Genomic DNA, 20562 nt, shown 5'->3' with positions numbered 1-20562 from the left:
TCATGTCCGGCGCGGGGGGTGCGCCGTGGGGATGACTACCGGGCCACCAAATATTAGGAAGGTTTACTAATATTCGTCAATACAAGAAGTGAAGTAAGTCAATGTTCGCCGCGGTCGTTGGATGCCGGCTGGAAAGAGTTGCTTCCGCGGCCTCGCCGGACCCACTGTGACGGCCATGATCAACACGGCGCATCTTCTGGCGGCCTACGACGAGCAGCTTCGCAGCGACTCCCGTCCCATCCTTGAACGATCCGGCCTGATCAACGTCTCGACAACAACGCCCTACCGCTGGCAGCGGTAAGCGCCCGTCACCCTGGACGCGGCGTTCGGAGTTGCGCCTACCGGCCGACGCCGTCGGCGACTGTCCAGCGGAGGAAGTCGTACGCCTCCTGACCTCGGTAGGCCAGGTCGTCGTAGGGGGACCTGCCGGTGGGGCGTTCGCGGATGCGCAGGGCATCGGTGGCCAGGCGGTGCCAGCGCGGGTCCATGTCTTCGAGGATGTAGCGGCCGGCTCCGCTCTTGGAAGTGAGCTCGTCTTTGGCCAGCAGGTGGTGCAGGCGCGCGACGCCGAGCACGACCCAGGCGATCGACGGGTCGTGCCGCCCGAAAGCAGCGATGCCGGCCTCTTCGACCTGCGTGATCGTCGAGCGCCAGTACGTGTCCAGGTTGTCGCGCGTGAAGTCGCGGAGCTCGGCCTTGTCGGTGTGGACCGGTGGCAGCGGCCCGCGAATGACGACGGCCCGCTCGGCGAGCTCGTGCCAGGTCACCGGGTTGATATCGATCTTGCCGGAGGGGTCGAACGTGCCCTGGAAGAACGCGGGGCGGCGGCCCACGGCCAGTGCCGAGCCGGCCAGGTCGAGAGCCGAGCAGTGGAAGCCGTCGAAGACCACCGACGGGTGCCGGCCCTTGGTGGCCTCGTGCGCGGCGGCGAGCGCGGCGTGGTCGGGCGGCTGCGCCCACACCCCGACGAAGTCGACGTCGCTGCCCTCGTAGAACTCGCCCCAGCCGAGTGAGCCGTGCAGGAACAGGCCTTCGAGCGCGCCGGGCTGACGGGCGTCGATCTCGGCGAGGAACGTGGCGGCGACATCCATGGAGAGCGACCTTAACGGTCCTCGAAGGACGGCGCGCGTCTCTGCATGAACGCCCGCTGGCCTTCGCGTTCGTCGTGGGAGCCGACCGTCGCGGCGATCAGCTCGTGGGCCCGTTCGACCAGCGACGGGTGGGCCGCGGCCTTGATTGCCGCCTTGGCGGCGCGCACGGCCAGGGGCGCGTTCGCGGCGATCGCGGCCGCGGTGCGTTGCACGTCGGACTCGAGTTCGGCGTCGGGGACCAGGCGGTTGACCAGGCCGGCCGACAGGGCTTCCGAGTCCGCGTACGCCCTCGCGGTGTACAGCATGTCGGCGGCGTTGGCCGGTCCGACCACGTGGACGAGTGTCTGCGCGAGCGCGAACGGATAGCCGATGCCGAGCCGGGCCGCGGGGATCGCGAAACGGCTGCCCGAAGCGGCTACGCGGATGTCCGCGCTGAGCGCCAGCGCCATGCCCGCCCCGAAGCAGTGGCCGCGGATCATCGCGATCAGCGGCGTGGTCAGTCCGCTCAGCGTCTCGAACAGCCCGGTCAGCGTGCGCTCCCAGGTTTCGCGGGCGGCGGACGAGTCGTGGTGGGCCGCGAACTCCGAGATGTCCGCGCCGGCCGTGAACGTGTCCCCGGCGCCGCACAGCACGATGGTGCGCACGGCGGGGTCGGCGTCCATTCCGCGTACGGCGGTGTCGAGCGCGGCGAGCATGGCGGTCGACAGCGCGTTACGCCGGGCGGGGTTGCTCATCGTGACCCGCCCGACGCCGTCGCGCGTCTCCGTGACGATCTCTGGCACGAGCAGCGACCCTACCCGGCCCGGGCGGCCGCCCACTGCTCGAAGGTGATCTTGCCGCTGGTGAACTCGCCCGCGGGCAGCAGGCCGCCGCTCGCCATCGCCTTACCGGCCGGAACGGTCAGCACGAGCTTGCCCTTGGCCAGCCGGCGCATCATGTCCGGCATCTTCAGCACCTCGGGGCCGGCCAGATCGCGGGCGTGCCCCTGAGCGGGACCCTCGGCGAGTCCGACCAGCTCGGCGGCGACGTCGGCGGCGGCGACCGGCCGGGTCAGCATCGACGGCGCGAGCTTCACCGGGCCGGGGACACGGCCCAGCATCTGCTCGGCGAACTCGTAGAACTGCGTGGCCCGCAGCACCGTCGCGGGGATCGGCCCGGCCAGCGCGAGCTCCTCCTGACGGCGCTTCGCGGTGTAATAGCCGGTGCCGACCCGGTCCACACCGACGATGGAGAGGACGACGTGGTGTCGTACGCCCGCCTTGGTCTCGGCCGCGAGAAGGGTCTGCGTCTCGGTCTCGAAGAACTCGGTCGCGGTCTTGCCGCTGAGGGTCTCGATGTTGGTCACGTCGATCACGACGTCGGAGCCCCGCAGCGCGTCGTCGAGGCCCGCCCCGGTCGTCAGGTCGACGCCGTGGGAGCGCGAGATCACCGCGACCTCGTGCCCGCGCCGTCGCGCCTCGGCCACGACCAGCTTGCCGACCCAGCCGGTTCCTCCGGCCACCGCCATCCTCATTGCGTCTCGTCCTTCCCGTCGTGTCGGTGTTCGCAGCAAGGACGAGGGGGCGAAACCGAACGTGACAGCGTGTGGCGCGGGCGACAGGCCGGATAGTCTGCGCAGGTGACAACGCGTGTGGTGGTGCTCGGCGCCGGGTTCGGCGGCCTCGAGCTGGCGACGACTCTGGCCGCTTCCCCCGAGAGCCTCGAGGTCATCCTCGTCGACCGGGCCGAGGGGTTCGTCTTCGGTTACTCGAAGCTCGACGTGATGTTCGGCCGGGCCGCGCCCGACCAGGTGCTGCACGGCTACGCCGATCTGGTCAATCCGGGCGTACGGTTCGTGAGCGCCGAGATCACCGCCATCGACCCGGTGACTCGCCGTGTGGAGACCAGCGCGGGCCCGTTCGAGGCGGACGTTCTCGTCGTCGCGCTCGGGGCCGACCTTGACCCGTCGGCGACGCCGGGGCTGCTCGAGGGCGGCCACGAGTTCTACACCGTGCCGGGCGCGTTCGCCGCCGCCGACGCGCTGGCCGAGTTCCCGGGCGGCCGGGTCGTCGTGGCGGTCACGTCGACGCCGTTCAAGTGCCCGCCCGCGCCGAGCGAGACCGCGCTGCTCACCCACGAATACCTGACCTCGCGCGGGCTGCCGGCCGACATCACGCTGGTCATGCCGCTCGGGACGCCGATCCCTCCGTCGCCCGACGCGTCGATCGCCGTGCTCGCCGCCTTCGAGGAACGTGGCATCGACTGGGTGCCCGAACGGCTCGTACGCGCCCTGGACCCGGCTCGGAAGGTCGCCATCCTCAGCGATGACACCGAGCTTCCGTACGATCTGTTCCTCGGGGTGCCGCAGCACAAGGCGCCCCGGGTCGTGGCCGAATCGGGCATGACCGTCGACGGCTGGATCCCGGTCGACCCGTTGACCCTCGAAACCGCCTACCCCCAGGTGTACGCCGTGGGCGATGTCACCAGCGTCGGCACACCCAAAGCCGGAGTGTTCGCCGAGGGCCAGGCGTCCGTGGTCGCCGCGCGCATCCTGGCGTCGCTGCACGGCTCGCCCGACGGCACCGAGTACGACGGCCGCGGCGTCTGCTACCTCGAGTTCGGCACCGACCAGGTGGCGAAGGTCGACGTGAAGTTCGTCGCCGGGCAGCGCCCGATCGGCGCGCTCATCGGCCCGTCCGCCGAGCTCGCCGCCGACAAGACCGCGTTCGGCCGCGACCGCATCCGCCGCTGGTTCGGCCGCGACTGGGTGTCAGCCCCGAGCACCGGCCGCTAGCGCCCGCAGCAGGAACCGGGGCTCGGCCAGCGCGCTCGGGTGCGCGAGCATCGTGGTGACCTGGCCCAGCCGCTGATTGACCCGCTGGTCGCGCATCGACGCCTTGAAGATCAGGCCGCTGGCCAGCTTGAGCGCCCGATAACCGCGCGGGTAGGGGCCGTCGACGTGCGGCAGAGCCAGGTCGGCCATCGTCGAGACCTGCCAGGCCGCGTCCACGACGACCTTCACGTCCGCGAAATAGGAGCGGGCCGGGCGGTTCAGGTCGGGGTCGCCGCGCAGGTACTCCGACAGCGCCGAGGCGTGCAGCGTCGCCGAGGTCATGCCCTGGCCGTAGACCGGGTTGAACGACGCGACGGCGTCGCCGGCCGCGACCAGGCGCGCCGGGAAATGGCTGAGCTTGTGGAAGTCGCGGCGGCGGCTGTCGGCCTGGTGGTAGGTGATGACATCGCTGACCTGTTCGCGGGTGGTGGCGACCTCGCCGAACTCGGGCGGGAAGTCGTCGACGCAGCGCTGCCGGAACTCGCCGTGGTCGCGCCCCGGACGGTCGCCGTCGTAGCCGGAGACCAGGACCGTCCAGCGGTCGCCCTCGATCGGGGTGAAGCCGCCGATGCGGGCGACCTTGCCGGGACCGGGGTTGGCGATCGAGATGCAGGTCCACACCTCGGCGTCGGCCGGGCGGGAGAACAGCGCGGTGGCGTAGTTGAGCTTGATGCCCATGCGCTGCATCGGCGGTTTGGGGAAGCCGTGGCCGTCGAGCCAGTCGCCGAGCCGGCTGGAGCGGCCGGTCGCGTCGACGACGAAATCCGCCGGGATCTCGGCGTCCCTGTTCTTCACCCCGACCACCCTTGCGCCGTCCAGGACCAGGCCGTCGGCGCGGCCCTGGATCGCCGTGACATTCGGGATGCTCAGAACCCGGTGCCGGATCAGGGCTTCGAGGAACGGGCGGCTGGAGATGAGGCCGGCCTGGGCGGCCGGGCCGCTCGGCGGATCCGCGCGCAGTTTGCCGTCGAGGTAGAACCGGTTGGTCGTGGGCGGCGGGTTGACCGCTCCGGCGGCCAGGGCCGCGTCGATGAAGCCGGGGAACCAGCGCTCGAGCTGATTCAGGCCCGACGGGAGCAGGGCGTGCACCTGGCTGCCCTGCGGAACCCCCGGCCGCGGCTCGACAGGACCCGCGGCCAGACGCTCGTCCGGCTGGTCGAGCGCGGCCAGATCGTCGCGCTCGACGATGAGCACCTGCTCGGCATGGCCGCTCAGGACCCGGGCGGCCATCAGACCCGCGATGCTGCCGCCCATCACGACCGCCTGCCGGAACAGCACACGCTGCCCGGTGGGGCGCTCGGATGTCGAGATCACGGCGAACCTACGTGCAGCGGACATCGGCGGCGCCCCCATTCGTCGGCCCTCCACGATAGCCGCAGCGATCGACACCTGTCAGTGCAGGTAGGAGGCTCCGTTCAAGTCGAGCACGGCGCCCGACGACCAGACCGCCTCGGGGGAGCTGAGATGCAGCACGGCCGCGGCGACCTCTTCGGGGGTTCCGACCCGGCCGAACGGGCTCTGCCCCCTGATCGACTCGTCCACCTTGGACTGCTGACGCTCGGTCCCGATGAAGCCCGGCGCCACCGAGGCGACCGAGATCCCGTACGGCGCGAGCGCGACCGCCATCGACTGCCCGAACGCGTGCAGACCGGCCTTCGCGGCACCGTACGCCGGGAAACTGGGCTCACCGCGATAGGCGCCCCGCGAACCGACGTTGACGATGCTGCCCGGTCGTTTCTCGTCGATGAGGTAGTTGGCGACGCAGTAGGTCACGTGCGCCGCCCCGAGCAGGTCGACGTCGATCATGCGTTTCCAGACGCGCTGCCACTCTTCCCACCCGACGAGCGCGACGTCGTGCTGGTTTCCGGGATCGGGGGCGATGGCCGCGTTGTTGACGAGCACGTCGATTCCGCCCAGCTCGTCGACGGCGGTCTCCACGACCTGCCGCGCCGTTTCCGGGTCACCGAGGTCACCGCTGACCAGCGCGTGTCCAGAGCCTTCCATCGTACGGATGGTGGTCTCGGCCTCTTGTCGGTCTGAGCCGTAGTGGACCGCCACCCGGTCGCCCCGCGCGGCGAACGCGACCGCGACGGCCCGGCCGATGCCGCGTGACGCCCCCGTCACCAGAACCCGCCGCCCGCTCATCGGGCGAACACCTGGCCCTCGTCGCGGAACGCCTTGAACTCCAGCGCGTTGCCCGCCGGATCGCGGAAGAACATCGTCCACTGCTCGCCCGGCTCGCCCGGGAACCGCAGGTAGGGCTCGATCAGAAACGTCGTCCCGGCCTGACGAAGCCGCTCGGCCAGCGCGTGGAACGCATCGGCCGTCAGCAGCAGCCCGAAGTGCGGAATCGGCACCTCATGCCCGTCGACCTCGCTGTCGCCGACCGCCCGCACCGGCCCGGACACCACGTGGGTGACGAGCTGATGCCCGTGCAGATTCCAGTCGACCCAGTGATCGCTGGACCGGCCCTCGCTGAGGCCGAGGACGCCGCCGTAGAAGGCCCGCGCGGCCCCCAGATCATCCACCGGGACGGCCAGGTGAACCGCCGGCCTGCTGCTGCCCATTACGCGACTCCTTCGACCAAGAACGGCCCGCCGAGCCGGCGCCCGCCCCCTACGACTCCCTGCTGTGCCACCCGGGGCCACCATCCCCACGGGAGATCGACCATACGCCGCGACGCGACAAGCCGTGGTGGTCTGTCCTCAGCTGTCTCCGGCCGAGGGCTTGTGAGCTGTCTCGGGCGGGGAGGGGTTGCAGGCATCTCCTGGATTTAGGCCCCTGAACCACGAGCGAGACCCCTACATCAACGATCAACATCCATGATCAAGCGGGGAAGGGCCTGGCTCCTGGAAACAGCCAGCCGCGCAGCGAGCCGACCGGTCACCGTGACAGGCCACGCGAACCAAATGCCTGCGCTGAGCTTCCCGGCACAGACCTGGACCCGGAGGCTCGCCGGCTCCGCGCGTTGTCCACAGGCCGCGTACCAGCGACCCGGGGGTTATCCACACCCATGCCCATCAGCAGTGCAGCGACAGTGCCGAAGCAATTCACGACCGGCGCGCCGCGTGCCAATTCCGCGCGCCTCAGGAAAGAGTAAATAAATAGCGTTGCCATCCCGCCGCGACCGATCTAACGTAGTCATCACCACCGACCACCACGGGATAGGAGAGACCGATGTCGCGGCACGCCACGATTACGCTACCGCGGCTCAAGCCGGGTGCCGAGTGTGTGCTGACCACGCTGATCGGCACCCATGCACTCCAGGTCAAGACCCACAGGGCGCGGTGGCGCTGCTAGCGAGAGCTGGCAACGACCAGGCCGCCGCCCCGATCAGGGACCGGCGGCTTTTTCTATTCCGCCAACGATCGAAAAAGCGCCGTGAGTCGATTCTTGCTGCGCATTTATTTGACAATTACACAGCGGATGGCACAAACAATCCGGAGCGAGGGAGACGGCAACCCGCGCGCCTTGGGAGCGTGAGACACCCCGTTCGACTCGGGGGTTCCGGACGGATGAACGGGCTTGTGGCGCAGCTCGGCCCCGACCGGGGGTCGGCGGTTCGGATCCGCCCAGGTCCACGCATGAAACACCAGCCGTCGTAGCTCATCGGGTAGAGCACTGTCCCGGTACGACAGAGGTGGCCAGTTCGAGTCTGGCCGACGGCTCACGCGGTTGTAGCTCAGTCAGGCAGAGCGCCACCCCGCCAAGGTGGAGGCCGCCGGTTCGATCCCGGCCGACCGCTTTTCCGCCCTCGTAGCCCAACGGCAGAGGCACGACGTCGAGAACGTCGACAGTGCGCGTTCAAATCGCGCCGAGGGCACGCACGTGACAGACGCCGGTGCAGCACGACTGGTCGTGCAGCCGACTCGTAATCGGCAGGCTGCGGGTTCGAGCCCCGCCGCCGGCTTCCCGCCCGGGTAGCCCAATGGCAGAGGCACGCCGCTCAGGACGGCGCCAGTGCGCGTTCGAATCGCGCTCCGGGTACGCGTCAACGGAATGCCAGGGCTCGTAGCTCATCAGGTAGAGCGCCGCTCTCGCACAGCGGAGGTGGCCGGTTCAACCCCGGCCGGGTCCACGCGATGTCGCCGTAGCTCAGCAGGTCGGAGCGCCGCCCTGATGAGGCGGAGGCCGGTGGTTCGATCCCACCCGGCGACACCAGGTGCCGCTAGCTCAATTGGCAGAGCAACTGACTCTTAATCAGTGGGTTCGGGGTTCGATTCCCCGGCGGCGCACTTGCAGGGTAGAGGAGCCAGGTCGTCCTCGCCGGTCTCATAAGCCGGAAACCGTGGGTTCGAATCCCGCCCCTGCTCCCAGTCCGTATAGCTCAGCGGGAGAGCATCCCTTTCACACGGGGAGGGCCCCAGGTTCGAATCCTGGTGCGGGCACCGGGCGTACGCCCAAGGTTGTGGCTGTAGCTCAGTGGCGAGAGCGCCGGGTCGTGGCCCCGGAGGTCGCCGGTTCGAATCCGGTCAGTCACCCGAGAATTGGAAGAAACAGGAACACGGTCGTATGCCCGAGTGGTGAGGGAGCCGCCTGCAACGCGGCGTACGCCGGTTCGATCCCGGCTGCGGCCTCGAAAGGTACGAAATGCCATCCGCTGTGGAGCTCGGCCGGCGCGAGCGTGCCTGATCAGGCAGTCCGCTGCCGGGGCGGGCGGGGCGTGGCATGGTCGGAGGTATGAGTGGACGCGTGCTCGGCCTGGTGGTGCACCCCCGCAACGACGTGAGCGCGTCGGTCGAGACGCTCGTCAAGCTGGCCGGGCCCAACGGCATCCGGGTCGTCGCCCGGCCCGAGGACGCCCAGCGGCTCGGCGACGGGGTCGAGCCGATGCTGGTTCCGGAGGAATTGAGGGATCGGGGGCGTCATTTGACCGATGGGCTGGGCCGCAAGAGCGATTAGCGTCGACGGCATGACCGAGACGCGACGCCGGGTGACTGTCGAGCGAGTCACCCTGGAGACGACGAAGAAGTTCGACGACGTGCTGGCCGGCATCTACGAGGGGATTTCGCGGCCCGATCTGAAGGCGGCCGTGAAGACCTGGAACGAGGCCGAGACGTATGAGGAGTTCCAGGCCGCCGTGGCGAAGACGTCCGGGCCGGCGGGGCTGACCCAGTTCCTGCGGCTCGACCAGGACGCGGCGCTCGGCAAGCTGCCCGACACGCCCCAGCGCCGCCAGGTGCGCCTCATCGTCGGCAACGCGTTCACGATGACGCAGATGACCCGTTACGTGCCCGATGCCGGGTCGTACGCTCCCACGACGATCCTGATCTGGGAGGACGGCGACACCGTACGCGTGGCCTATGACCTGGAGGCGAGCCTCGTGGCCCCGTACGGGGACGAGCGTGTCTCGAAGGTGGCCCGCGAACTGGACGAAGAGGTGCTGACTCTCCTGAGGAACGCGGTCAGCTGAGCCGCTCGGTGAGGTGGACGACCACCTCGTCGCCGTCGGTCTTGCCGATCGCGCGCCGCACCTCGGCCTTGACCGGCAGCTTGTGCGTGCCGTCGCCGAGCGCCATGAACGCTCCGTGGAACGGCACCCCGTCGACCGTGCCCGCGACCTTGACCAGCCCGCGCGTGCCGAAGATCGTCGCCGAGCCGGGCAGCTTCACGCACGTCCAGGTGTCGCCCTCCTGAGCCTTGCCCAGGGTGGCCGTGAAGGTGATGTCGAGGGGTCCGGTTTTCGAGGCCATGGCGCAGCGTACGCCCGTTTCAAGCCCTCGCCGCGGGGAACGGAACCGGTATCCACCGATTCGAGGAGGTTGCGATGCCGGCCAGCACGGCTCTGCCGGGCACGCTCAAGCGGTCGCCCAAGAAGGCCCAGAGGACGTACGTCAAGGCGCACGACTCGGCCGTGAAGGAGTACGGCGAGGGGGAGCGGGCGCATCGCACCGCGCTCGCCGCCGTCAAGCACTCGTTCGAGAAGGTCGGGGATCACTGGGAGAAGAAGGACAAGAAGGGGCCCAGTGACAAGCGGGCCGCCACCGGCAAGGGCAGGACCGCCGGTGGGGTAGACGCCAACGCCAGCAAGGATCACCTGCTCAAGGTCGCGAAGAAGCTCGACATCAGCGGGCGCACGAAGATGAAGAAGGGCGAGCTGGTCAAGGCCATCCAGAAGGCGAGCCGCTGACCGTCAGGCCGCGGGCAGGGAGGCGGCCAGGCCGGTCAGGTGGGCCGAGAAGCCGTACGGCGCCCGTCCGATCGGGCGGGCGCTGGTGACGACCGGGCAGGTCGCGTCGATGACGACCCGGCCGCCGGCCGCGCGCACCTGGTCGATCAGGCCGCGGTCCTCGTCGTGGCGCACCGGCTTGAACCCGCCCGCGGTCAGGTAGGCGGCGGCCGAGATGCCCAGGTTGGCCCCGTGCACGTGAGCGTCCGTGGTGGCGTACCGGCTGTCGTAGAGGCCGGGCAGCGCGGCCGGCCAGCCCGCCCAGTCGTCGACCATCACCGTGCCGGCGAGCAGGTCGGCCCCGGACGAGGCGTGCACCTGGTGCCACAGCAGCCACTCCCGCGGGACGGTGCTGTCGGCGTCGGTCGTGGCCAGCCAGAGTCCGTCGGGGCCGTGGCGCAGGGCGTGGTCCATGCCGGCCGCGCGGGCCCGCCCGACGTTGCGGAACGACGTCGTCAGCACGGTCGCCCCGGCCGCGGCAGCCAGGGCGGCGGTGTCGTCGCCGCAGGCGTCGGCGACGACGATGATCTCGACGGGAACCGGGGACGTGGCCGCGTTGAGGCTGCGCAGGCAGGCCGGCAGCAGGTCACCCTCGTCGTGGGCGGGGACGACAACCGCGATCTTGTTCATGCCAATCCCTCGCGCTGGGCCACCGAGAGAGCCTCGGGTGGCGTACGGGTGTAGACCTCGAGCAGGAAGTCGGCCTCCTCGTGCCGGGCCAGCCGGGTGAGGCCGGGCCGGGCGGCGAGGCGTTCGTGCACATCGTCGCCGGAGCGGGCGTGCTCGTCGACCGGGTGCCGCCAGTGCACGGCGACGAGGTCACCACCCGGCTCGAGCGTGGCGATCGCGTGGTCGAGCAGGGTGCCGAGGTCGCGGTCGTCGAAGTAGTAGCCGAGCTCGGAGAGCACGACCAGGTCGAACGTCTCGTCCGGCCATTCGGCCGGCATCCGGGCGGTGCGGACGGTGACATGCGGGAACGCGGCCAGCAGGGGTGCGGCGGTGGCGACGGCGGCTGGGACGGCGTCGACCGAGAGCAGCCGTTCGCAGCGTTCGGCCAGCAGGGCGCTGAGCCGTCCGGTGGAGCAGCCGGGTTCGAACGCGGACCGATAGTGGCGTGACGGCAGCGCGTCGACGGTCAGCGCGTGCTTGCGGGCGTCGTACCAGCGGGTGGAGAAGTTCCACGGGTCGCCGCTGCCGGCGTACAGATCCTCGAAGTAGGTCAGCGGCGTGGTCATCGCAGCACCACCTCGAACGGGCGCGAGAACCGGGCGAGCACGTGCGGCGGCAGGATCGCGGCGTCGGCCGGCTCGGGTCCCAGGGCCGCGATCTGGCTGGGGAAGGCGGCGATCGCAGCGGCTTTCGCCTCCCGGGCGCCCAGATCAAGATCGATCCGGTACGCCTTCCGCCACGGCACCCGGGGATCGTCGGGAACGGCCCAGTGCCACGCCCAGATCGGATATTCGAGCAGGACCGCCCCCGTGGCCGCGCACGCCGCAGCCGCCGCCCGGCCGACCGCCTCGTGGTCGGGGTGGCCGTCCTCGCGCCACGTGGCCAGGCACCACCGTCCGGGCGTCAGCAGCCCGGTCAGCGCCGAGGTCAGCGCGTCCTCGTCGATCTTCCCGTCGGGGTGCCCGAGACGATGCTCGACCGCGCCCTGCAGACCCAGCCGGCGCAGCGCCTCGGTCGTCTCGTCGCGCCGGATCGCGGCCAGCTCGTCCTGGGAGTGGACGGTCGAGCCGGGGTGGGAGGCCTCGCCGTCGGTGACCGCGACCAGTTCGGCCGTGCCGAGCAGGGCGAGCAGACCGGCCACCCCGAGGATCTCGTCGTCCGGGTGCGGCGCGACGACCAGGGGAGTGCCCGCGTCGCCGAGGGGCAGCGCCGGCCACCCTTGAATCGCGGGCCAGGCCTCCCACTGCTGTTCCGGTGTGCCGAGACCGGAGATCGGCCTCACCACGACGGCTCACCCTCAGCGATCAGGCGGCCGAGCTGTTCGAGGTCGGCCTCGGCGTGGCTCTGCCGCAGGTAGACGGTCAGGTCGGCGACCCGGTGGGCGTGGGCCTCGTCGCGGCACAGCGGTCCGGCGCCGAGCGCGCGGCCCACCCGGTCGAGCACTTCGGTGGCGGCGGCCTCGACGGTGGCCCGTACGCGGAGGGCCAGCCGGTGCTGGTTCGCGGTCGGGTCGGCGTCGATCGTCGCCGCGGCCTCGGCCAGCACGGCGCGGGCCGCGCCCAGGGCCACGTCGACCGCGCCCAGGTGGGCCAGCGTGTGCGGGTCACGTCTGGTCGAGGCGCGCAGGGTGTCGGCCACGCCGAGGGCGCCGCCGTACCAGCACGCGGCGACGCCGATGCCGCCGTGCCAGAAGCCGGGCCGGTCGACGTACTCGCCGGGCTCTCCGACGGGACGGGCGGGCGCCTGAGTGAAGCGGATCGTGCGGCTGTCGCTGGCCGCCATGCCGACCGCGGGCCAGGTGCCGTCGACGGGCACGGCGTACGGCGGCCGGTTGGTCACCGCGAAGAGGCGGATGCCGTCGTCGGCCTCGGCGGTGACCAGCGCGTGCGTGCACCAGGCAGCCCCCGAGCACCACGGACGATCACCGGTGAGCTGCCAGCCGCCGGCCGAGAACGAGGCGCGTACGGATTTCGGGTTCGCGGCCCAGACACCCCAGCGCTCGCGGTTGTCGGCCGGGCCGTCGTCGCCGAGCTCGGCACGGATCGCCACGGCGTCGGCGTGTCCCTCGCCCAGCCGGGCGGCGACCAGGTCGCGTCGGCCGAGTTCGGCCAGTTTCCGGAGGCGTTCCGAGGTGGCGCCCTTGCCGGGCAGCGGAAGGTCCGGAGAATCGATCATGGGCACGGTCACGGAGTACCCCGGAACCGGGGCGGGTATGCGGGACGTTACTTTCCTGACAGCAAGCGTCGGGCCGAGACGCCGGCGGCGAGCGTGAGCGCTCCGACCGCGGCGCCCACCTGCGTACGGCTCCACCGGCCGGGACCGCCGTCGACCCGCGGGCGGGCCGCGAAGACGTTGCCGTCGTGCGGGCCGATCTCCTGGCGCGACAGGCCGCCCTTGCGTATCAGGGTGGTGACCAGGGCGTCGTACAGCGGGGGAAACAGGCCGAAGCCGAGCTCGATGACGCGGTTGGTGGCGCCGACCGAGGCCTCACGGCGCGGTTTGGCGGCCAGCCGCACGATGCGCGCGGCCATGCGCTCGGCGGAGTCGACCGGGGGCGGCGGGCGGCCGACGAAGCCGGCGTAGTTCGCCGCGCTGGTGTAGATGGGGGTGTCGACGCTGCCCGGTACCAGCGAGCAGACGTGGATGTCCGGCGCGTCCCGGGTCTCCTGGCGCAGCGTGCGGGTCAGTCCCCGCAGTCCCCACTTCGACGTCACGTAGGCCGACATGTACGGCACCGTGACGTGGGCCAGCAGCGACCCGACCAGGACCAGCGTGCCGTGGCCCTGGGTGCGGAACCGGCGCAGCGCGGCGCGGGCCACGTTCGCGGGGCCGAGCAGGTCGGTCGTGACCACCCGGTCGAACACCTCGGGCGGCAGGTCCTCGAATTTCCCGTACGCCATGACGGCGGCGGTGTCGACCCAGACATCGATCCGGCCGTACCGCTCGACGGCTTTTCCGACGAGGCCCTCCAGATCTTCCCGAATGGTGACGTCGGCGGGCACCACGAGAGCGTCGTTCCCGCAGGCCAGAGCCGTTTCCGTCAGGTCGTCGGCGCTGCGGGCGGCCAGCACCACCCGGTCGCCCCGGCGGGCGAAAGCCACGGCCGCCGCCCGTCCGATACCGCTCGAAGCTCCGGTCAGCACCACCACGCGCGAAGTCATGAGCGTCCGCATACCCGGTCAGAACGCGGGTATCCGCCTGCTTGCACTCGTGCATCTAATTACTGGAGGCGTTTCGCATGCGGGCACTCACCTGGCAAGGAACCGGCAAGGTATCCGTCGAGACCGTGCCCGACCCGGTCATCCAGGAACCGACCGACGCGGTCGTGCGGATGACCTCGACCGCCATCTGCGGGTCCGACCTGCATCTGTACGACGTCCTCGGCATGTACATCGACGCCGGCGACATCCTCGGGCACGAGCCGATGGGCATCGTCGAGGAGGTCGGCGCCGAGGTCACCCACATCAAGCCGGGCGATCGCGTGGTCATCCCGTTCAACATCTCGTGCGGGCACTGCTGGTTCTGCCGCAAGGGCTACTTCGCCCAGTGCGAGACCACCCAGGTCGTGTCGCAGAACAAGGGTGCCTCGCTGTTCGGCTACACCAAGCTCTACGGCCAGGTGCCCGGCGCCCAGGCCGAATACCTGCGGGTGCCGCAGGCCCAGTTCGGGCCGATCAAGGTGCCGGACGGCCACCCCGACGAGCGCTACCTGTTCCTGTCCGACGTACTGACCACGTCGTGGCAGGCCGCGAAGTGGGCCGACATCGAGCCCGGCGCCACGGTGCTGGTCACCGGCCTCGGACCGATCGGCCAGATGTCGGCGCGGATCGCCCGGCACCTCGGCGCGGAACGCGTGCTCGCCGTCGACAACGTGCCCGAGCGACTCGCGATGGCCGCGCGGCACGGCATCGAGGTGCTCAACTTCGACGAGATCGACGACGTGCCGGCCGCCGTGCGCGAACTGACCGGTGGCCGCGGCGCCGACTCGGTGATCGAGGCGGTCGGCATGGAGGCGCACGGCACGCCGTTCCAGGCGGGCGCGATGAAGGCGGCGGGGATGCTGCCCGACGCGCTGGCCCGCAAGGCGACCGAGACGATCGGCGTCGACCGGATGGGCGCGCTGCGTACGGCGTTCTCTTCCGTACGCCGTTCGGGCACGATCTCGATCATCGGCGTCTACGGCGGCCAGGCCGACCCGTTCCCGATGATGGACCTGTTCGACAAGGGCGTCACGATGCGGATGGGCCAGGCCCACGTCAAGCAGTGGGTCGACGAGATCATGCCCCTGCTGACCGGCGACGACGACCCGCTCGGCGTCGACGACCTGACGACCCACCGCCTCCCGCTGGAGGACGCGCCGCACGCCTACGAGATCTTCAAGAACAAGGAGGACGGCTGCATCAAGGCGGTCCTGAAGCCCTAACCGCTCACCGATTGCAGCACGAAGTCGACCAGGCGGCGGGCCTGGCGGGGGGTGTCGGCGGCCAGGGCGGCGCGCTTGCCGGGCGGGGTGGTCATCGCGTGCATCATCGCGCCGCCGATCACCGTGTTGATGAGCATCGTGACGCTCGTGGCCGCGGGTAGTTCGCCGCGGGCGATGCCACGGCGCACGATCGCGCGGGCCGCCTGGATCTGGGCGTCGCGGGTGGCCTGGTAGTGCTCGGCGATGCCGGGGATGGTCGCCGCGTCGAGGGTCAGGCGCAGCGCGGCCCGGCTGAACGGGCCGGCGTAGAGCCCGAGGATCTGGGTCGCCAGCTCGGCCAGGTCGCCGCGCAGCGTGCCGGTGTCGACGTCGCTGACGTGCGGCAGGCTCGCCGTCAGCGCGTCGGTCAGCAGCGCCTCCTTGCTGCTCCAGCGCAGGTAGAGCGAGGCCTTGCCGACCCCGGCACGGCGCGCCACGGACTCCATCGCGAACCCGGCCCACCCGGCGTCGCCGAACAGGTCGAGAGCGGCCCGCGCGATGCGGCGGTCGACGTCGGGATCGCGGGGCCGTCCGGGCGACGTTTGCGTCATCTGCCCCCCACATTGCTGAACGGTAACCGTAAAGATACACTCTAGATATCGGAACACCGAGCGTTCAGTAATTCGGGGCGTGGAGGAGTCATGCGGGACGGGCCGGGCACGATCCTGGTGGGCGTCGACGGTTCCACGTCGTCCCTGCGCGCGGCGGCATACGCGATGGGTCTGGCCCGTCGTCAGGGCAGCCGCCTCGTCGCCGTCTATGTGCGCACGCCGCCCTCGGGCCTGCTGCCGCTGGCCGACGGCGGCGGTGCGGTCGCCACGGTGATCGAGACTCAGGACGAGGTCGAACAGGAGCTCCGGGCCCTGCTGCTCGACCGCATGGGGCCCTTCTCCGTCGACGCGCGCCTGATGATCCGCGCGGGCGAGCCGTTCACCGAGATCTCCGACGTCGCCCACGAGGTGCGGGCCGACGCGGTGATCGTGGGCCGCTCAGCCAAGATCGTGCACCGTCTGGCCGGCTCGATCGCCTCGAAGCTCGTACGCTGCGGCCGCTGGCCGGTCACCGTCGTGCCTTAGCCGACCGCTTTGAAGTCGCAGTACCGCCCACCCCATCCCGGCGAACGCGCGCACCCTGAGACGGCCGCTCTCAGGGTGGCTCGCGGTCGTGTGCGTCGACCGCCCGCGCCACCTTCACCAATCGGTTGCCGCCTCGGAAGCCGCCGAGGCCCTCGACCGCATGCGCTCCGGCAACGTCGAAGGCCGCGCGGTCCTGCGCTCCTGAATAGGGTAGGGGCATGCTGACGCAGGTCGCGAAGGGTGTGCTCGTCCACGAGAGCGAGTTCCTGCAAACCAACACGACCGTCGTGCCGGGCCGCGACGGCGTGCTGCTCATCGACCCGGGTTTGCAGGAACACGAGCTGGCCTGCCTCGCGAACGACCTCTCCGGCCAAACCGTTGTGGCCGGGTTCTCCACGCACCCGGACTGGGACCATCTGCTCTGGCACCCCCGGTTCGGCACGGTCCCGCGCTACGGCACAGCCCGCTGCGCGGCCGCTGTCCAGAAGGAGCTGTCCGACCCCGGCGCGAAGGCCCGCATCGCCGACCACCTGGCCGAGACCGAGATCGCCGGGCAGGTCCCGCTCGACCTGCTCGGCCAGATCACCGCCCTGCCCAGCGGGACGCACCGGATTCCGTGGGACGGCCCGGCGGTCCGGATCATCGAGCATCGGGCGCACGCACCGGGTCACGCGGCGCTGTTCATCGAGGAACTCGGCGTCCTCGTGGCCGGCGACATGCTCTCCGACGTCCTGATCCCGATGCTCGACCTGGACGCGGCGTCCGACCCGATCGACGACTATCTGGCAGCACTGCACCGGCTGGAGAACATCGCCGGCGACGTCGACGTCCTCATCCCCGGCCACGGCTCAGTCGGCGGCGAAATTCGCGCACGCATCGAGCAGGACCGCGGTTACGTGCTCGATCTGCGTGACGGTCGACTGCCCAGCGACCCACGCATCGGCCCGGCGGCCAAGGCCGGGTGGGAGTGGGTGGTCGAAGTGCACAACGGTCAGGCTCAGCGCCTCGCCGAGAGAAATGACCGCGGCGCCTCGTACGAGTCCTGAGAGAACATCGCCAGCGATACTGACCCGTGTGGACGAGGTTCAGGTTGTGGTTGCTCACTCCGAGCGGGTGACGCTGCGCGTCGGTGATGTCTTTCTGAAGGTGGACGGGGACCCGGCGCGGCTGGACGCCGAGGCCGAGGCCATGGCGGCGGCGCCGATCCCGACGGCCCCGATTCTGTGGCGCCAACCGTCGGTGATCGCGCTCGGCGCCCTTCCCGGCGAGGCCCTCGGCCGCCTCGGTGAACCGTCGCCCGCTTCGGCCGCCGCGTGGGCCGCCGCAGGTGCGGCCGTCCGCACCCTGCACGACGCGCCCCTGCCCACGCGGCCCGGTCGCAGGGCCGACTCGGCGGTCCGGGCGGAGCTGGAGGCCGAGTGCGAACTGCTCGTCGCGAACGGGATGCTGCCCGCCGACCTGGTCGCCCGCAATCGTGAGGTCGCCGAGGCCGCCTTCCGTTCCTTCACGCCCGCGTTCACGCACGGCGACCTGCAGATCACTCACATCTTCACCGACGGCGATCGGGTCACCGGCGTGCTCGACTGGTCCGAGGCCGGCCAGGGCGACCCCATGTTCGACCTCGCTACGTTGACGCTGGGCCACGAGGACCGCCTTGCCGACCTGCTCGCCGGCTACGGCTCCGGCTCCGGCGCCGACCCGGCCGCTGTCCGCGCGTGGTGGTCGCTGCGCAGCCTTCTCAACGTCCGTTGGCTGGCCGAGCACGGCTTCGACCCGTACGCCCCGGGCTGTGAGGTTGACGTGCTCAAAGCGCGCATGTCGTAGCCTTCTCGGCTGTGTATGAGGTGACCGCCGAGCAGCGGCGAATTCAGCAGGCGCTGTGGGCGGCCGCGCCTCCGCCGGACCACACCGTGGAGGTGCAGCTCAACGTCGAAGGCGACGCCGCCGAACTGGCCGAGCTCGCCTACGAGTGGGCGGTCCAGTTGACGAGGGCGCTCGCTCCCGCCGCTGACATGGCGAAACTTCCGGTCGTCGAGGGAACCGCCCTCAAGCGGTTGAAGCCCGGGGACGAGTACGTCACGGCCCGGGTGGAGCGAGAGCGGCGCACGACGCGGGTGCTGTCGGACAAGGGCCTCGCGTGGCTGCGCGCGGAGCTGGCCGACATGCCGCGCGAGGTCCATCTGACGTTCGCTCGGGTGTCGGGAGGCGGGCGACCCGTGGGCGGCCCGCAGTACCTGGCGATCAGCCCGGTCGAGCGGTCGCCCGGCTGGCTCCGGCTCAGCGGCTACCTGCGCGAGTCGGCGTTCACCGACCCCGCGACCCAGAGGAAGTGGCTGACCGCTCTCTGCTCCGTCGCCGATCTCGCCAATCCCGGGTACGGGCAGATCGCCTACTACCGGGGCATGGGCGAGACCGCCATCGAGAACACCATGAACCCGCACGTCCCCGGTTTCGTCAACGCTCGCCGCGACTCCGACCAGACGATCGGGCGCTCCCGCGAGATCCTGCGCGGCCACGACTGGCTGACGATCGTGCCCGAGGAACTGGCCGCGAAGCTGGGTGGCGCGTCCGCGCTGGCTGCGACCGGCGCGTTCGCCGAGGTCCGGGCCCTCGACCGCGGTGGCGTGGCGCTGCTGGCCACCCCCACGTTCCAGGACTACGACCTGGCCGCCGCCGAGGGCCCGTTCCGCGCACTGGCCCCGGTGCTGCCACCCGGCCGCCCCATGCTTCTCGAACAACCGCCGTGGATGCCCCCGCCGTACGTGATCGACCAGGACCCTTCCGGCCGCATCTCGGGGGCGATGCGGCCGGTTCTCGGCGACTAGGGCTTCGGGGTGTCGAGGGCCCATTCCACGGTGACGGTCGCGGTCAGGCGTTGTACGCCGGGCTCCATCGGGACCGGGGCGTCGGCGGCGAAGTCGTGCTTGTAGGCGGTCTGCGGCGAGTAGCCGGGAGCCGCCTCGCTCACCTTGATCACACGGCCGAGCGGGCGGCCGGCCTCGCGGGCGAACAGTTCGGCCTTCTTGCGAGCGTCGGCGAACGCCTTCTTGCGGGCGTCGACGAGCAGCGCGGCGTCGTCCTCGATCGCGAACGAGACGCCGTTGAGCCGGGACGCGTCGCCGCCGGCCGCGATGGCCGCGGACATGAGCGCGCCGCCCTTCGGCAGGTTCCGGATCTTCGCGGTGAGGCCCTGGTTGACGACGTAGCCGGTGATGGGCCCGTCTTCCTTGCGGGTCGAGCTGACGGTGACGTTCGACGTCTGCAGGTCGGCCTTGGCGACGCCGCCGCGGACGAGCGCGTCGCGCATCTTCGTGGTCGCCGTGTTGGCCCGGTTCAGGGCGTCGCCAACCGTCTTCGCGTTGGTCTCCACCGCGAAACTGGCCTCGAGCGTGTCGGGCGTGCCGAACGCCGCGCCCGAACCGGTGACGACCACGCTCTCGACGGAAGCGGGCTCCGCCGAGGCTGCCGCCGGAAGACCGCCGATCATGGCGATCATCGCCAGGCCGGCCGATGCCGTACGGAGAATTGTCTGTTTCATGCAGTTTAGGGTATATCGGGGGAAAGGGAGGGGTCTGCAGGGAGCCCGGGCCGCGGGTTCCCTCCACGTTAGGGTGCGGGTGTGGTTCGAGCCGTGATCATCGACGTCGACGACACCCTGTGCATGACCGAGGCCGCCTCGTTCGACCTGGTCAACGACGTCCTCGCCCGAATGGGCCGCCCACCCATGGACCGTACGGTGCATCGGTCGACCTGGGGCGAGGTGCTGCTCGACGCCATGCCGGCGCGGTCGCCCGGCGTGGACCTCGCCCGCTTCGCCGAGCTGTTCCCGCCCGCCCACCAGGAATATCTGGCCGCCGGCAAGCTCGACGTGATCCCGCCGGAGAACCTGGCGGCGCTGGACGAGTTGGTCGCAGCCGGACGGAAAGTGCTGTTGCTGACCTCCCGCGCCGAGGCGGAGATCGCGCACATGCTGGCCCCCGACCACGTGCTCAACGGACGGATCAGCGCGGCCTACCACCAGGGCAACACCCGTTTCCGCAAACCCGACCCGCGCGCCTTCGACGAGCTGCTGACCGAGACCGGTCTCACGCCCGGCGAGTGCGTCTACGTCGGTGATTCGCCCGGGGACGCGGTGGCGGCCGGGGGTGCGGGCATCCGTTTCATCGCGTGCCTGCAGAGCGGCGTACGGCGTCTCGAAGACTTCGACCCGCGATTCGTCACGGCTGTCGTCGATGTCTTCCCCGAGGTCACCACCGCGGTCGCCCGGCTCGAATAGCCTGTTT

General features: G+C 70.7%; 25 protein-coding genes and 13 tRNA genes. 24 read left to right on the top strand and 14 right to left on the bottom strand.

What is annotated here, in order from left to right:
• The first annotated feature begins 175 nt into the window (after nucleotides 1-175).
• Nucleotides 176-301 carry a hypothetical protein gene (locus EER30_RS49425; RefSeq protein ID WP_255436775.1) on the top strand — a complete coding sequence of 42 codons (126 nt, stop codon included), beginning with the start codon at nucleotides 176-178 and terminating at the stop codon, nucleotides 299-301.
• Between the two features lie 37 nt (nucleotides 302-338).
• Here EER30_RS49425 and EER30_RS22275 read toward each other — a convergent pair whose 3' ends face one another.
• Genes EER30_RS22275 through EER30_RS22265 form a run of 3 tightly spaced genes read right to left on the bottom strand, consistent with a single transcriptional unit; the run spans nucleotide 339 to nucleotide 2604 of the window.
• Nucleotides 339-1091: a hypothetical protein gene (locus EER30_RS22275; protein ID WP_127502428.1), complete on the bottom strand. Its 753-nt coding sequence runs from the start codon at nucleotides 1089-1091 to the stop codon at nucleotides 339-341.
• 11 nt (nucleotides 1092-1102) lie between these two features.
• The gene (locus EER30_RS22270; RefSeq protein WP_127502427.1) at nucleotides 1103-1873 is read right to left on the bottom strand and encodes an enoyl-CoA hydratase-related protein; all 771 of its coding nucleotides are present in this window, start codon (nucleotides 1871-1873) and stop codon (nucleotides 1103-1105) included.
• 11 nt (nucleotides 1874-1884) lie between these two features.
• Nucleotides 1885-2604: an SDR family oxidoreductase gene (locus EER30_RS22265; protein WP_127502426.1), complete on the bottom strand. Its 720-nt coding sequence runs from the start codon at nucleotides 2602-2604 to the stop codon at nucleotides 1885-1887.
• Nucleotides 2605-2709: 105 nt separating this feature from the next.
• On the opposite strand from EER30_RS22265, the gene EER30_RS22260 reads away from it, so the two are divergent.
• Entirely contained in the window at nucleotides 2710-3864 is a 1155-nt protein-coding gene (locus EER30_RS22260; protein WP_127502425.1) for an NAD(P)/FAD-dependent oxidoreductase, read from the top strand.
• Here EER30_RS22260 and EER30_RS22255 read toward each other — a convergent pair.
• The 3 genes from EER30_RS22255 to EER30_RS22245 all read right to left on the bottom strand — a co-directional run bounded on the left by EER30_RS22255 (nucleotide 3841) and on the right by EER30_RS22245 (nucleotide 6470).
• Nucleotides 3841-5217, bottom strand: coding sequence for an NAD(P)/FAD-dependent oxidoreductase (locus tag EER30_RS22255; protein WP_240670226.1), 1377 nt, complete (start codon nucleotides 5215-5217; stop codon nucleotides 3841-3843). The genes EER30_RS22260 and EER30_RS22255 overlap by 24 nt on opposite strands.
• Before the next feature lie 78 nt (nucleotides 5218-5295).
• Nucleotides 5296-6048: an SDR family NAD(P)-dependent oxidoreductase gene (locus EER30_RS22250; protein ID WP_205650350.1), complete on the bottom strand. Its 753-nt coding sequence runs from the start codon at nucleotides 6046-6048 to the stop codon at nucleotides 5296-5298.
• The gene (locus EER30_RS22245; protein ID WP_127502423.1) at nucleotides 6045-6470 is read right to left on the bottom strand and encodes a VOC family protein; all 426 of its coding nucleotides are present in this window, start codon (nucleotides 6468-6470) and stop codon (nucleotides 6045-6047) included. The genes EER30_RS22250 and EER30_RS22245 overlap by 4 nt, the downstream gene beginning before the upstream one ends.
• Before the next feature lie 954 nt (nucleotides 6471-7424).
• On the opposite strand from EER30_RS22245, the gene EER30_RS47235 reads away from it, so the two are divergent.
• From EER30_RS47235 to EER30_RS22180, 15 genes are all read left to right on the top strand, one after another.
• Nucleotides 7425-7484: transfer RNA gene (locus tag EER30_RS47235), tRNA-OTHER, on the top strand.
• Between the two features lie 14 nt (nucleotides 7485-7498).
• Nucleotides 7499-7571: transfer RNA gene (locus EER30_RS22240), tRNA-Thr, on the top strand.
• A gap of 3 nt (nucleotides 7572-7574) precedes the next feature.
• A tRNA-Gly gene (locus tag EER30_RS22235) sits at nucleotides 7575-7648 on the top strand.
• A gap of 5 nt (nucleotides 7649-7653) precedes the next feature.
• Nucleotides 7654-7726 (top strand) — tRNA-Leu (locus EER30_RS47230).
• 14 nt (nucleotides 7727-7740) lie between these two features.
• A tRNA-Thr gene (locus EER30_RS22230) sits at nucleotides 7741-7813 on the top strand.
• A gap of 4 nt (nucleotides 7814-7817) precedes the next feature.
• A tRNA-Leu gene (locus tag EER30_RS22225) sits at nucleotides 7818-7890 on the top strand.
• Between the two features lie 18 nt (nucleotides 7891-7908).
• Nucleotides 7909-7981: transfer RNA gene (locus tag EER30_RS22220), tRNA-Ala, on the top strand.
• Between the two features lie 6 nt (nucleotides 7982-7987).
• Nucleotides 7988-8064: transfer RNA gene (locus EER30_RS22215), tRNA-Ile, on the top strand.
• A gap of 1 nt (nucleotide 8065) precedes the next feature.
• A tRNA-Lys gene (locus EER30_RS22210) sits at nucleotides 8066-8138 on the top strand.
• A 2-nt stretch (nucleotides 8139-8140) separates the two neighbouring features.
• Nucleotides 8141-8219, top strand: a tRNA-Met gene (locus EER30_RS22205).
• Nucleotides 8220-8291 (top strand) — tRNA-Val (locus EER30_RS22200). It abuts the tRNA gene before it with no gap.
• Between the two features lie 20 nt (nucleotides 8292-8311).
• A tRNA-His gene (locus tag EER30_RS22195) sits at nucleotides 8312-8384 on the top strand.
• A gap of 25 nt (nucleotides 8385-8409) precedes the next feature.
• A tRNA-Cys gene (locus EER30_RS22190) sits at nucleotides 8410-8480 on the top strand.
• A gap of 103 nt (nucleotides 8481-8583) precedes the next feature.
• Nucleotides 8584-8805 carry a hypothetical protein gene (locus EER30_RS22185; RefSeq protein WP_127502422.1) on the top strand — a complete coding sequence of 74 codons (222 nt, stop codon included), beginning with the start codon at nucleotides 8584-8586 and terminating at the stop codon, nucleotides 8803-8805.
• A gap of 10 nt (nucleotides 8806-8815) precedes the next feature.
• Nucleotides 8816-9316, top strand: coding sequence for a DUF302 domain-containing protein (locus EER30_RS22180; protein WP_164842442.1), 501 nt, complete (start codon nucleotides 8816-8818; stop codon nucleotides 9314-9316).
• Here the strand turns inward: EER30_RS22180 and EER30_RS22175 are convergent.
• Nucleotides 9309-9596 (bottom strand): DUF1905 domain-containing protein, encoded by a 288-nt coding sequence (locus EER30_RS22175; protein WP_127502420.1) that lies wholly within the window; start codon nucleotides 9594-9596, stop codon nucleotides 9309-9311. The genes EER30_RS22180 and EER30_RS22175 overlap by 8 nt on opposite strands.
• A 74-nt stretch (nucleotides 9597-9670) precedes the next feature.
• Here EER30_RS22175 and EER30_RS22170 point away from each other — a divergent pair, with 74 nt between their 5' ends.
• The gene (locus tag EER30_RS22170) at nucleotides 9671-10033 is read left to right on the top strand and encodes a ChaB family protein (protein WP_127502419.1); all 363 of its coding nucleotides are present in this window, start codon (nucleotides 9671-9673) and stop codon (nucleotides 10031-10033) included.
• Between the two features lie 3 nt (nucleotides 10034-10036).
• Here EER30_RS22170 and EER30_RS22165 read toward each other — a convergent pair whose 3' ends face one another.
• Genes EER30_RS22165 through EER30_RS22145 form a run of 5 tightly spaced genes read right to left on the bottom strand, consistent with a single transcriptional unit; the run spans nucleotide 10037 to nucleotide 13902 of the window.
• Entirely contained in the window at nucleotides 10037-10702 is a 666-nt protein-coding gene (locus tag EER30_RS22165) for a glycosyltransferase family 2 protein (RefSeq protein WP_127502418.1), read from the bottom strand.
• Nucleotides 10699-11307 carry an SAM-dependent methyltransferase gene (locus EER30_RS22160; protein ID WP_127502417.1) on the bottom strand — a complete coding sequence of 203 codons (609 nt, stop codon included), beginning with the start codon at nucleotides 11305-11307 and terminating at the stop codon, nucleotides 10699-10701. The genes EER30_RS22165 and EER30_RS22160 overlap by 4 nt, the downstream gene beginning before the upstream one ends.
• Nucleotides 11304-12026 (bottom strand): PIG-L deacetylase family protein, encoded by a 723-nt coding sequence (locus EER30_RS22155; RefSeq protein ID WP_127502416.1) that lies wholly within the window; start codon nucleotides 12024-12026, stop codon nucleotides 11304-11306. Before EER30_RS22155 ends, EER30_RS22160 begins: the two co-directional genes overlap by 4 nt.
• Nucleotides 12020-12916: an acyl-CoA dehydrogenase gene (locus EER30_RS22150; protein ID WP_127502415.1), complete on the bottom strand. Its 897-nt coding sequence runs from the start codon at nucleotides 12914-12916 to the stop codon at nucleotides 12020-12022. The genes EER30_RS22155 and EER30_RS22150 overlap by 7 nt, the downstream gene beginning before the upstream one ends.
• 47 nt (nucleotides 12917-12963) lie before the next feature.
• Nucleotides 12964-13902 carry an SDR family NAD(P)-dependent oxidoreductase gene (locus EER30_RS22145; RefSeq protein ID WP_164842441.1) on the bottom strand — a complete coding sequence of 313 codons (939 nt, stop codon included), beginning with the start codon at nucleotides 13900-13902 and terminating at the stop codon, nucleotides 12964-12966.
• 77 nt (nucleotides 13903-13979) lie between these two features.
• Between EER30_RS22145 and EER30_RS22140 the strand changes: the two genes are divergently transcribed.
• Nucleotides 13980-15164: a zinc-dependent alcohol dehydrogenase gene (locus EER30_RS22140; RefSeq protein ID WP_127502414.1), complete on the top strand. Its 1185-nt coding sequence runs from the start codon at nucleotides 13980-13982 to the stop codon at nucleotides 15162-15164.
• Here the strand turns inward: EER30_RS22140 and EER30_RS22135 are convergent.
• On the bottom strand, nucleotides 15161-15754 hold the full coding sequence (locus EER30_RS22135; protein ID WP_127502413.1) for a TetR/AcrR family transcriptional regulator: 594 nt from the start codon (nucleotides 15752-15754) through the stop codon (nucleotides 15161-15163). The two genes, EER30_RS22140 and EER30_RS22135, sit on opposite strands and share 4 nt — an antisense overlap.
• 90 nt (nucleotides 15755-15844) lie before the next feature.
• Here EER30_RS22135 and EER30_RS22130 point away from each other — a divergent pair, with 90 nt between their 5' ends.
• From EER30_RS22130 to EER30_RS22115, 4 genes are all read left to right on the top strand, one after another.
• A complete protein-coding gene (locus tag EER30_RS22130) occupies nucleotides 15845-16279 on the top strand; it encodes a universal stress protein (RefSeq protein ID WP_127502412.1) in 435 nt (144 codons plus the stop codon).
• Between the two features lie 218 nt (nucleotides 16280-16497).
• On the top strand, nucleotides 16498-17325 hold the full coding sequence (locus tag EER30_RS22125; RefSeq protein ID WP_127502411.1) for an MBL fold metallo-hydrolase: 828 nt from the start codon (nucleotides 16498-16500) through the stop codon (nucleotides 17323-17325).
• Nucleotides 17326-17353: 28 nt separating this feature from the next.
• Nucleotides 17354-18103 (top strand): phosphotransferase, encoded by a 750-nt coding sequence (locus EER30_RS22120; RefSeq protein WP_127502410.1) that lies wholly within the window; start codon nucleotides 17354-17356, stop codon nucleotides 18101-18103.
• A gap of 11 nt (nucleotides 18104-18114) precedes the next feature.
• Complete coding sequence (locus EER30_RS22115) at nucleotides 18115-19104, top strand: hypothetical protein (protein WP_127502409.1); 990 nt, start codon at nucleotides 18115-18117, stop codon at nucleotides 19102-19104.
• Here EER30_RS22115 and EER30_RS22110 read toward each other — a convergent pair.
• Nucleotides 19101-19817 (bottom strand): SIMPL domain-containing protein, encoded by a 717-nt coding sequence (locus tag EER30_RS22110; RefSeq protein WP_127502408.1) that lies wholly within the window; start codon nucleotides 19815-19817, stop codon nucleotides 19101-19103. The genes EER30_RS22115 and EER30_RS22110 overlap by 4 nt on opposite strands.
• 81 nt (nucleotides 19818-19898) lie before the next feature.
• Here EER30_RS22110 and EER30_RS22105 point away from each other — a divergent pair, with 81 nt between their 5' ends.
• Nucleotides 19899-20555, top strand: a complete 657-nt coding sequence (locus tag EER30_RS22105) for an HAD family hydrolase (protein ID WP_240670225.1) — start codon at nucleotides 19899-19901, stop codon at nucleotides 20553-20555.
• Nucleotides 20556-20562 lie beyond the last annotated feature (7 nt).

The organism is Actinoplanes solisilvae, assembly GCF_003999975.1.
Taxonomy (GTDB): domain Bacteria; phylum Actinomycetota; class Actinomycetes; order Mycobacteriales; family Micromonosporaceae; genus Actinoplanes; species Actinoplanes solisilvae.
This window is presented reverse-complemented; position numbering and strand designations above follow the sequence as displayed.

What these genes read in the sequence shown, in the direction of transcription:
- EER30_RS22175 (WP_127502420.1), bottom strand. Translation starts at nt 9,596, where the DNA reads ATGGCCTCGAAAACCGGACCCCTCGACATCACCTTCACGGCCACCCTG.
- EER30_RS22165 (WP_127502418.1), bottom strand. Translation starts at nt 10,702, where the DNA reads ATGAACAAGATCGCGGTTGTCGTCCCCGCCCACGACGAGGGTGACCTG.
- EER30_RS22160 (WP_127502417.1), bottom strand. Translation starts at nt 11,307, where the DNA reads ATGACCACGCCGCTGACCTACTTCGAGGATCTGTACGCCGGCAGCGGC.
- EER30_RS22135 (WP_127502413.1), bottom strand. Translation starts at nt 15,754, where the DNA reads ATGACGCAAACGTCGCCCGGACGGCCCCGCGATCCCGACGTCGACCGC.
- EER30_RS22145 (WP_164842441.1), bottom strand. Translation starts at nt 13,902, where the DNA reads ATGACTTCGCGCGTGGTGGTGCTGACCGGAGCTTCGAGCGGTATCGGA.
- EER30_RS22110 (WP_127502408.1), bottom strand. Translation starts at nt 19,817, where the DNA reads ATGAAACAGACAATTCTCCGTACGGCATCGGCCGGCCTGGCGATGATC.
- EER30_RS22125 (WP_127502411.1), top strand. Translation starts at nt 16,498, where the DNA reads ATGCTGACGCAGGTCGCGAAGGGTGTGCTCGTCCACGAGAGCGAGTTC.
- EER30_RS22180 (WP_164842442.1), top strand. Translation starts at nt 8,816, where the DNA reads ATGACCGAGACGCGACGCCGGGTGACTGTCGAGCGAGTCACCCTGGAG.
- EER30_RS22150 (WP_127502415.1), bottom strand. Translation starts at nt 12,916, where the DNA reads ATGATCGATTCTCCGGACCTTCCGCTGCCCGGCAAGGGCGCCACCTCG.
- EER30_RS49425 (WP_255436775.1), top strand. Translation starts at nt 176, where the DNA reads ATGATCAACACGGCGCATCTTCTGGCGGCCTACGACGAGCAGCTTCGC.
- EER30_RS22275 (WP_127502428.1), bottom strand. Translation starts at nt 1,091, where the DNA reads ATGGATGTCGCCGCCACGTTCCTCGCCGAGATCGACGCCCGTCAGCCC.
- EER30_RS22130 (WP_127502412.1), top strand. Translation starts at nt 15,845, where the DNA reads ATGCGGGACGGGCCGGGCACGATCCTGGTGGGCGTCGACGGTTCCACG.
- EER30_RS22245 (WP_127502423.1), bottom strand. Translation starts at nt 6,470, where the DNA reads ATGGGCAGCAGCAGGCCGGCGGTTCACCTGGCCGTCCCGGTGGATGAT.
- EER30_RS22140 (WP_127502414.1), top strand. Translation starts at nt 13,980, where the DNA reads ATGCGGGCACTCACCTGGCAAGGAACCGGCAAGGTATCCGTCGAGACC.
- EER30_RS22250 (WP_205650350.1), bottom strand. Translation starts at nt 6,048, where the DNA reads ATGAGCGGGCGGCGGGTTCTGGTGACGGGGGCGTCACGCGGCATCGGC.
- EER30_RS22170 (WP_127502419.1), top strand. Translation starts at nt 9,671, where the DNA reads ATGCCGGCCAGCACGGCTCTGCCGGGCACGCTCAAGCGGTCGCCCAAG.
- EER30_RS22265 (WP_127502426.1), bottom strand. Translation starts at nt 2,604, where the DNA reads ATGAGGATGGCGGTGGCCGGAGGAACCGGCTGGGTCGGCAAGCTGGTC.
- EER30_RS22185 (WP_127502422.1), top strand. Translation starts at nt 8,584, where the DNA reads ATGAGTGGACGCGTGCTCGGCCTGGTGGTGCACCCCCGCAACGACGTG.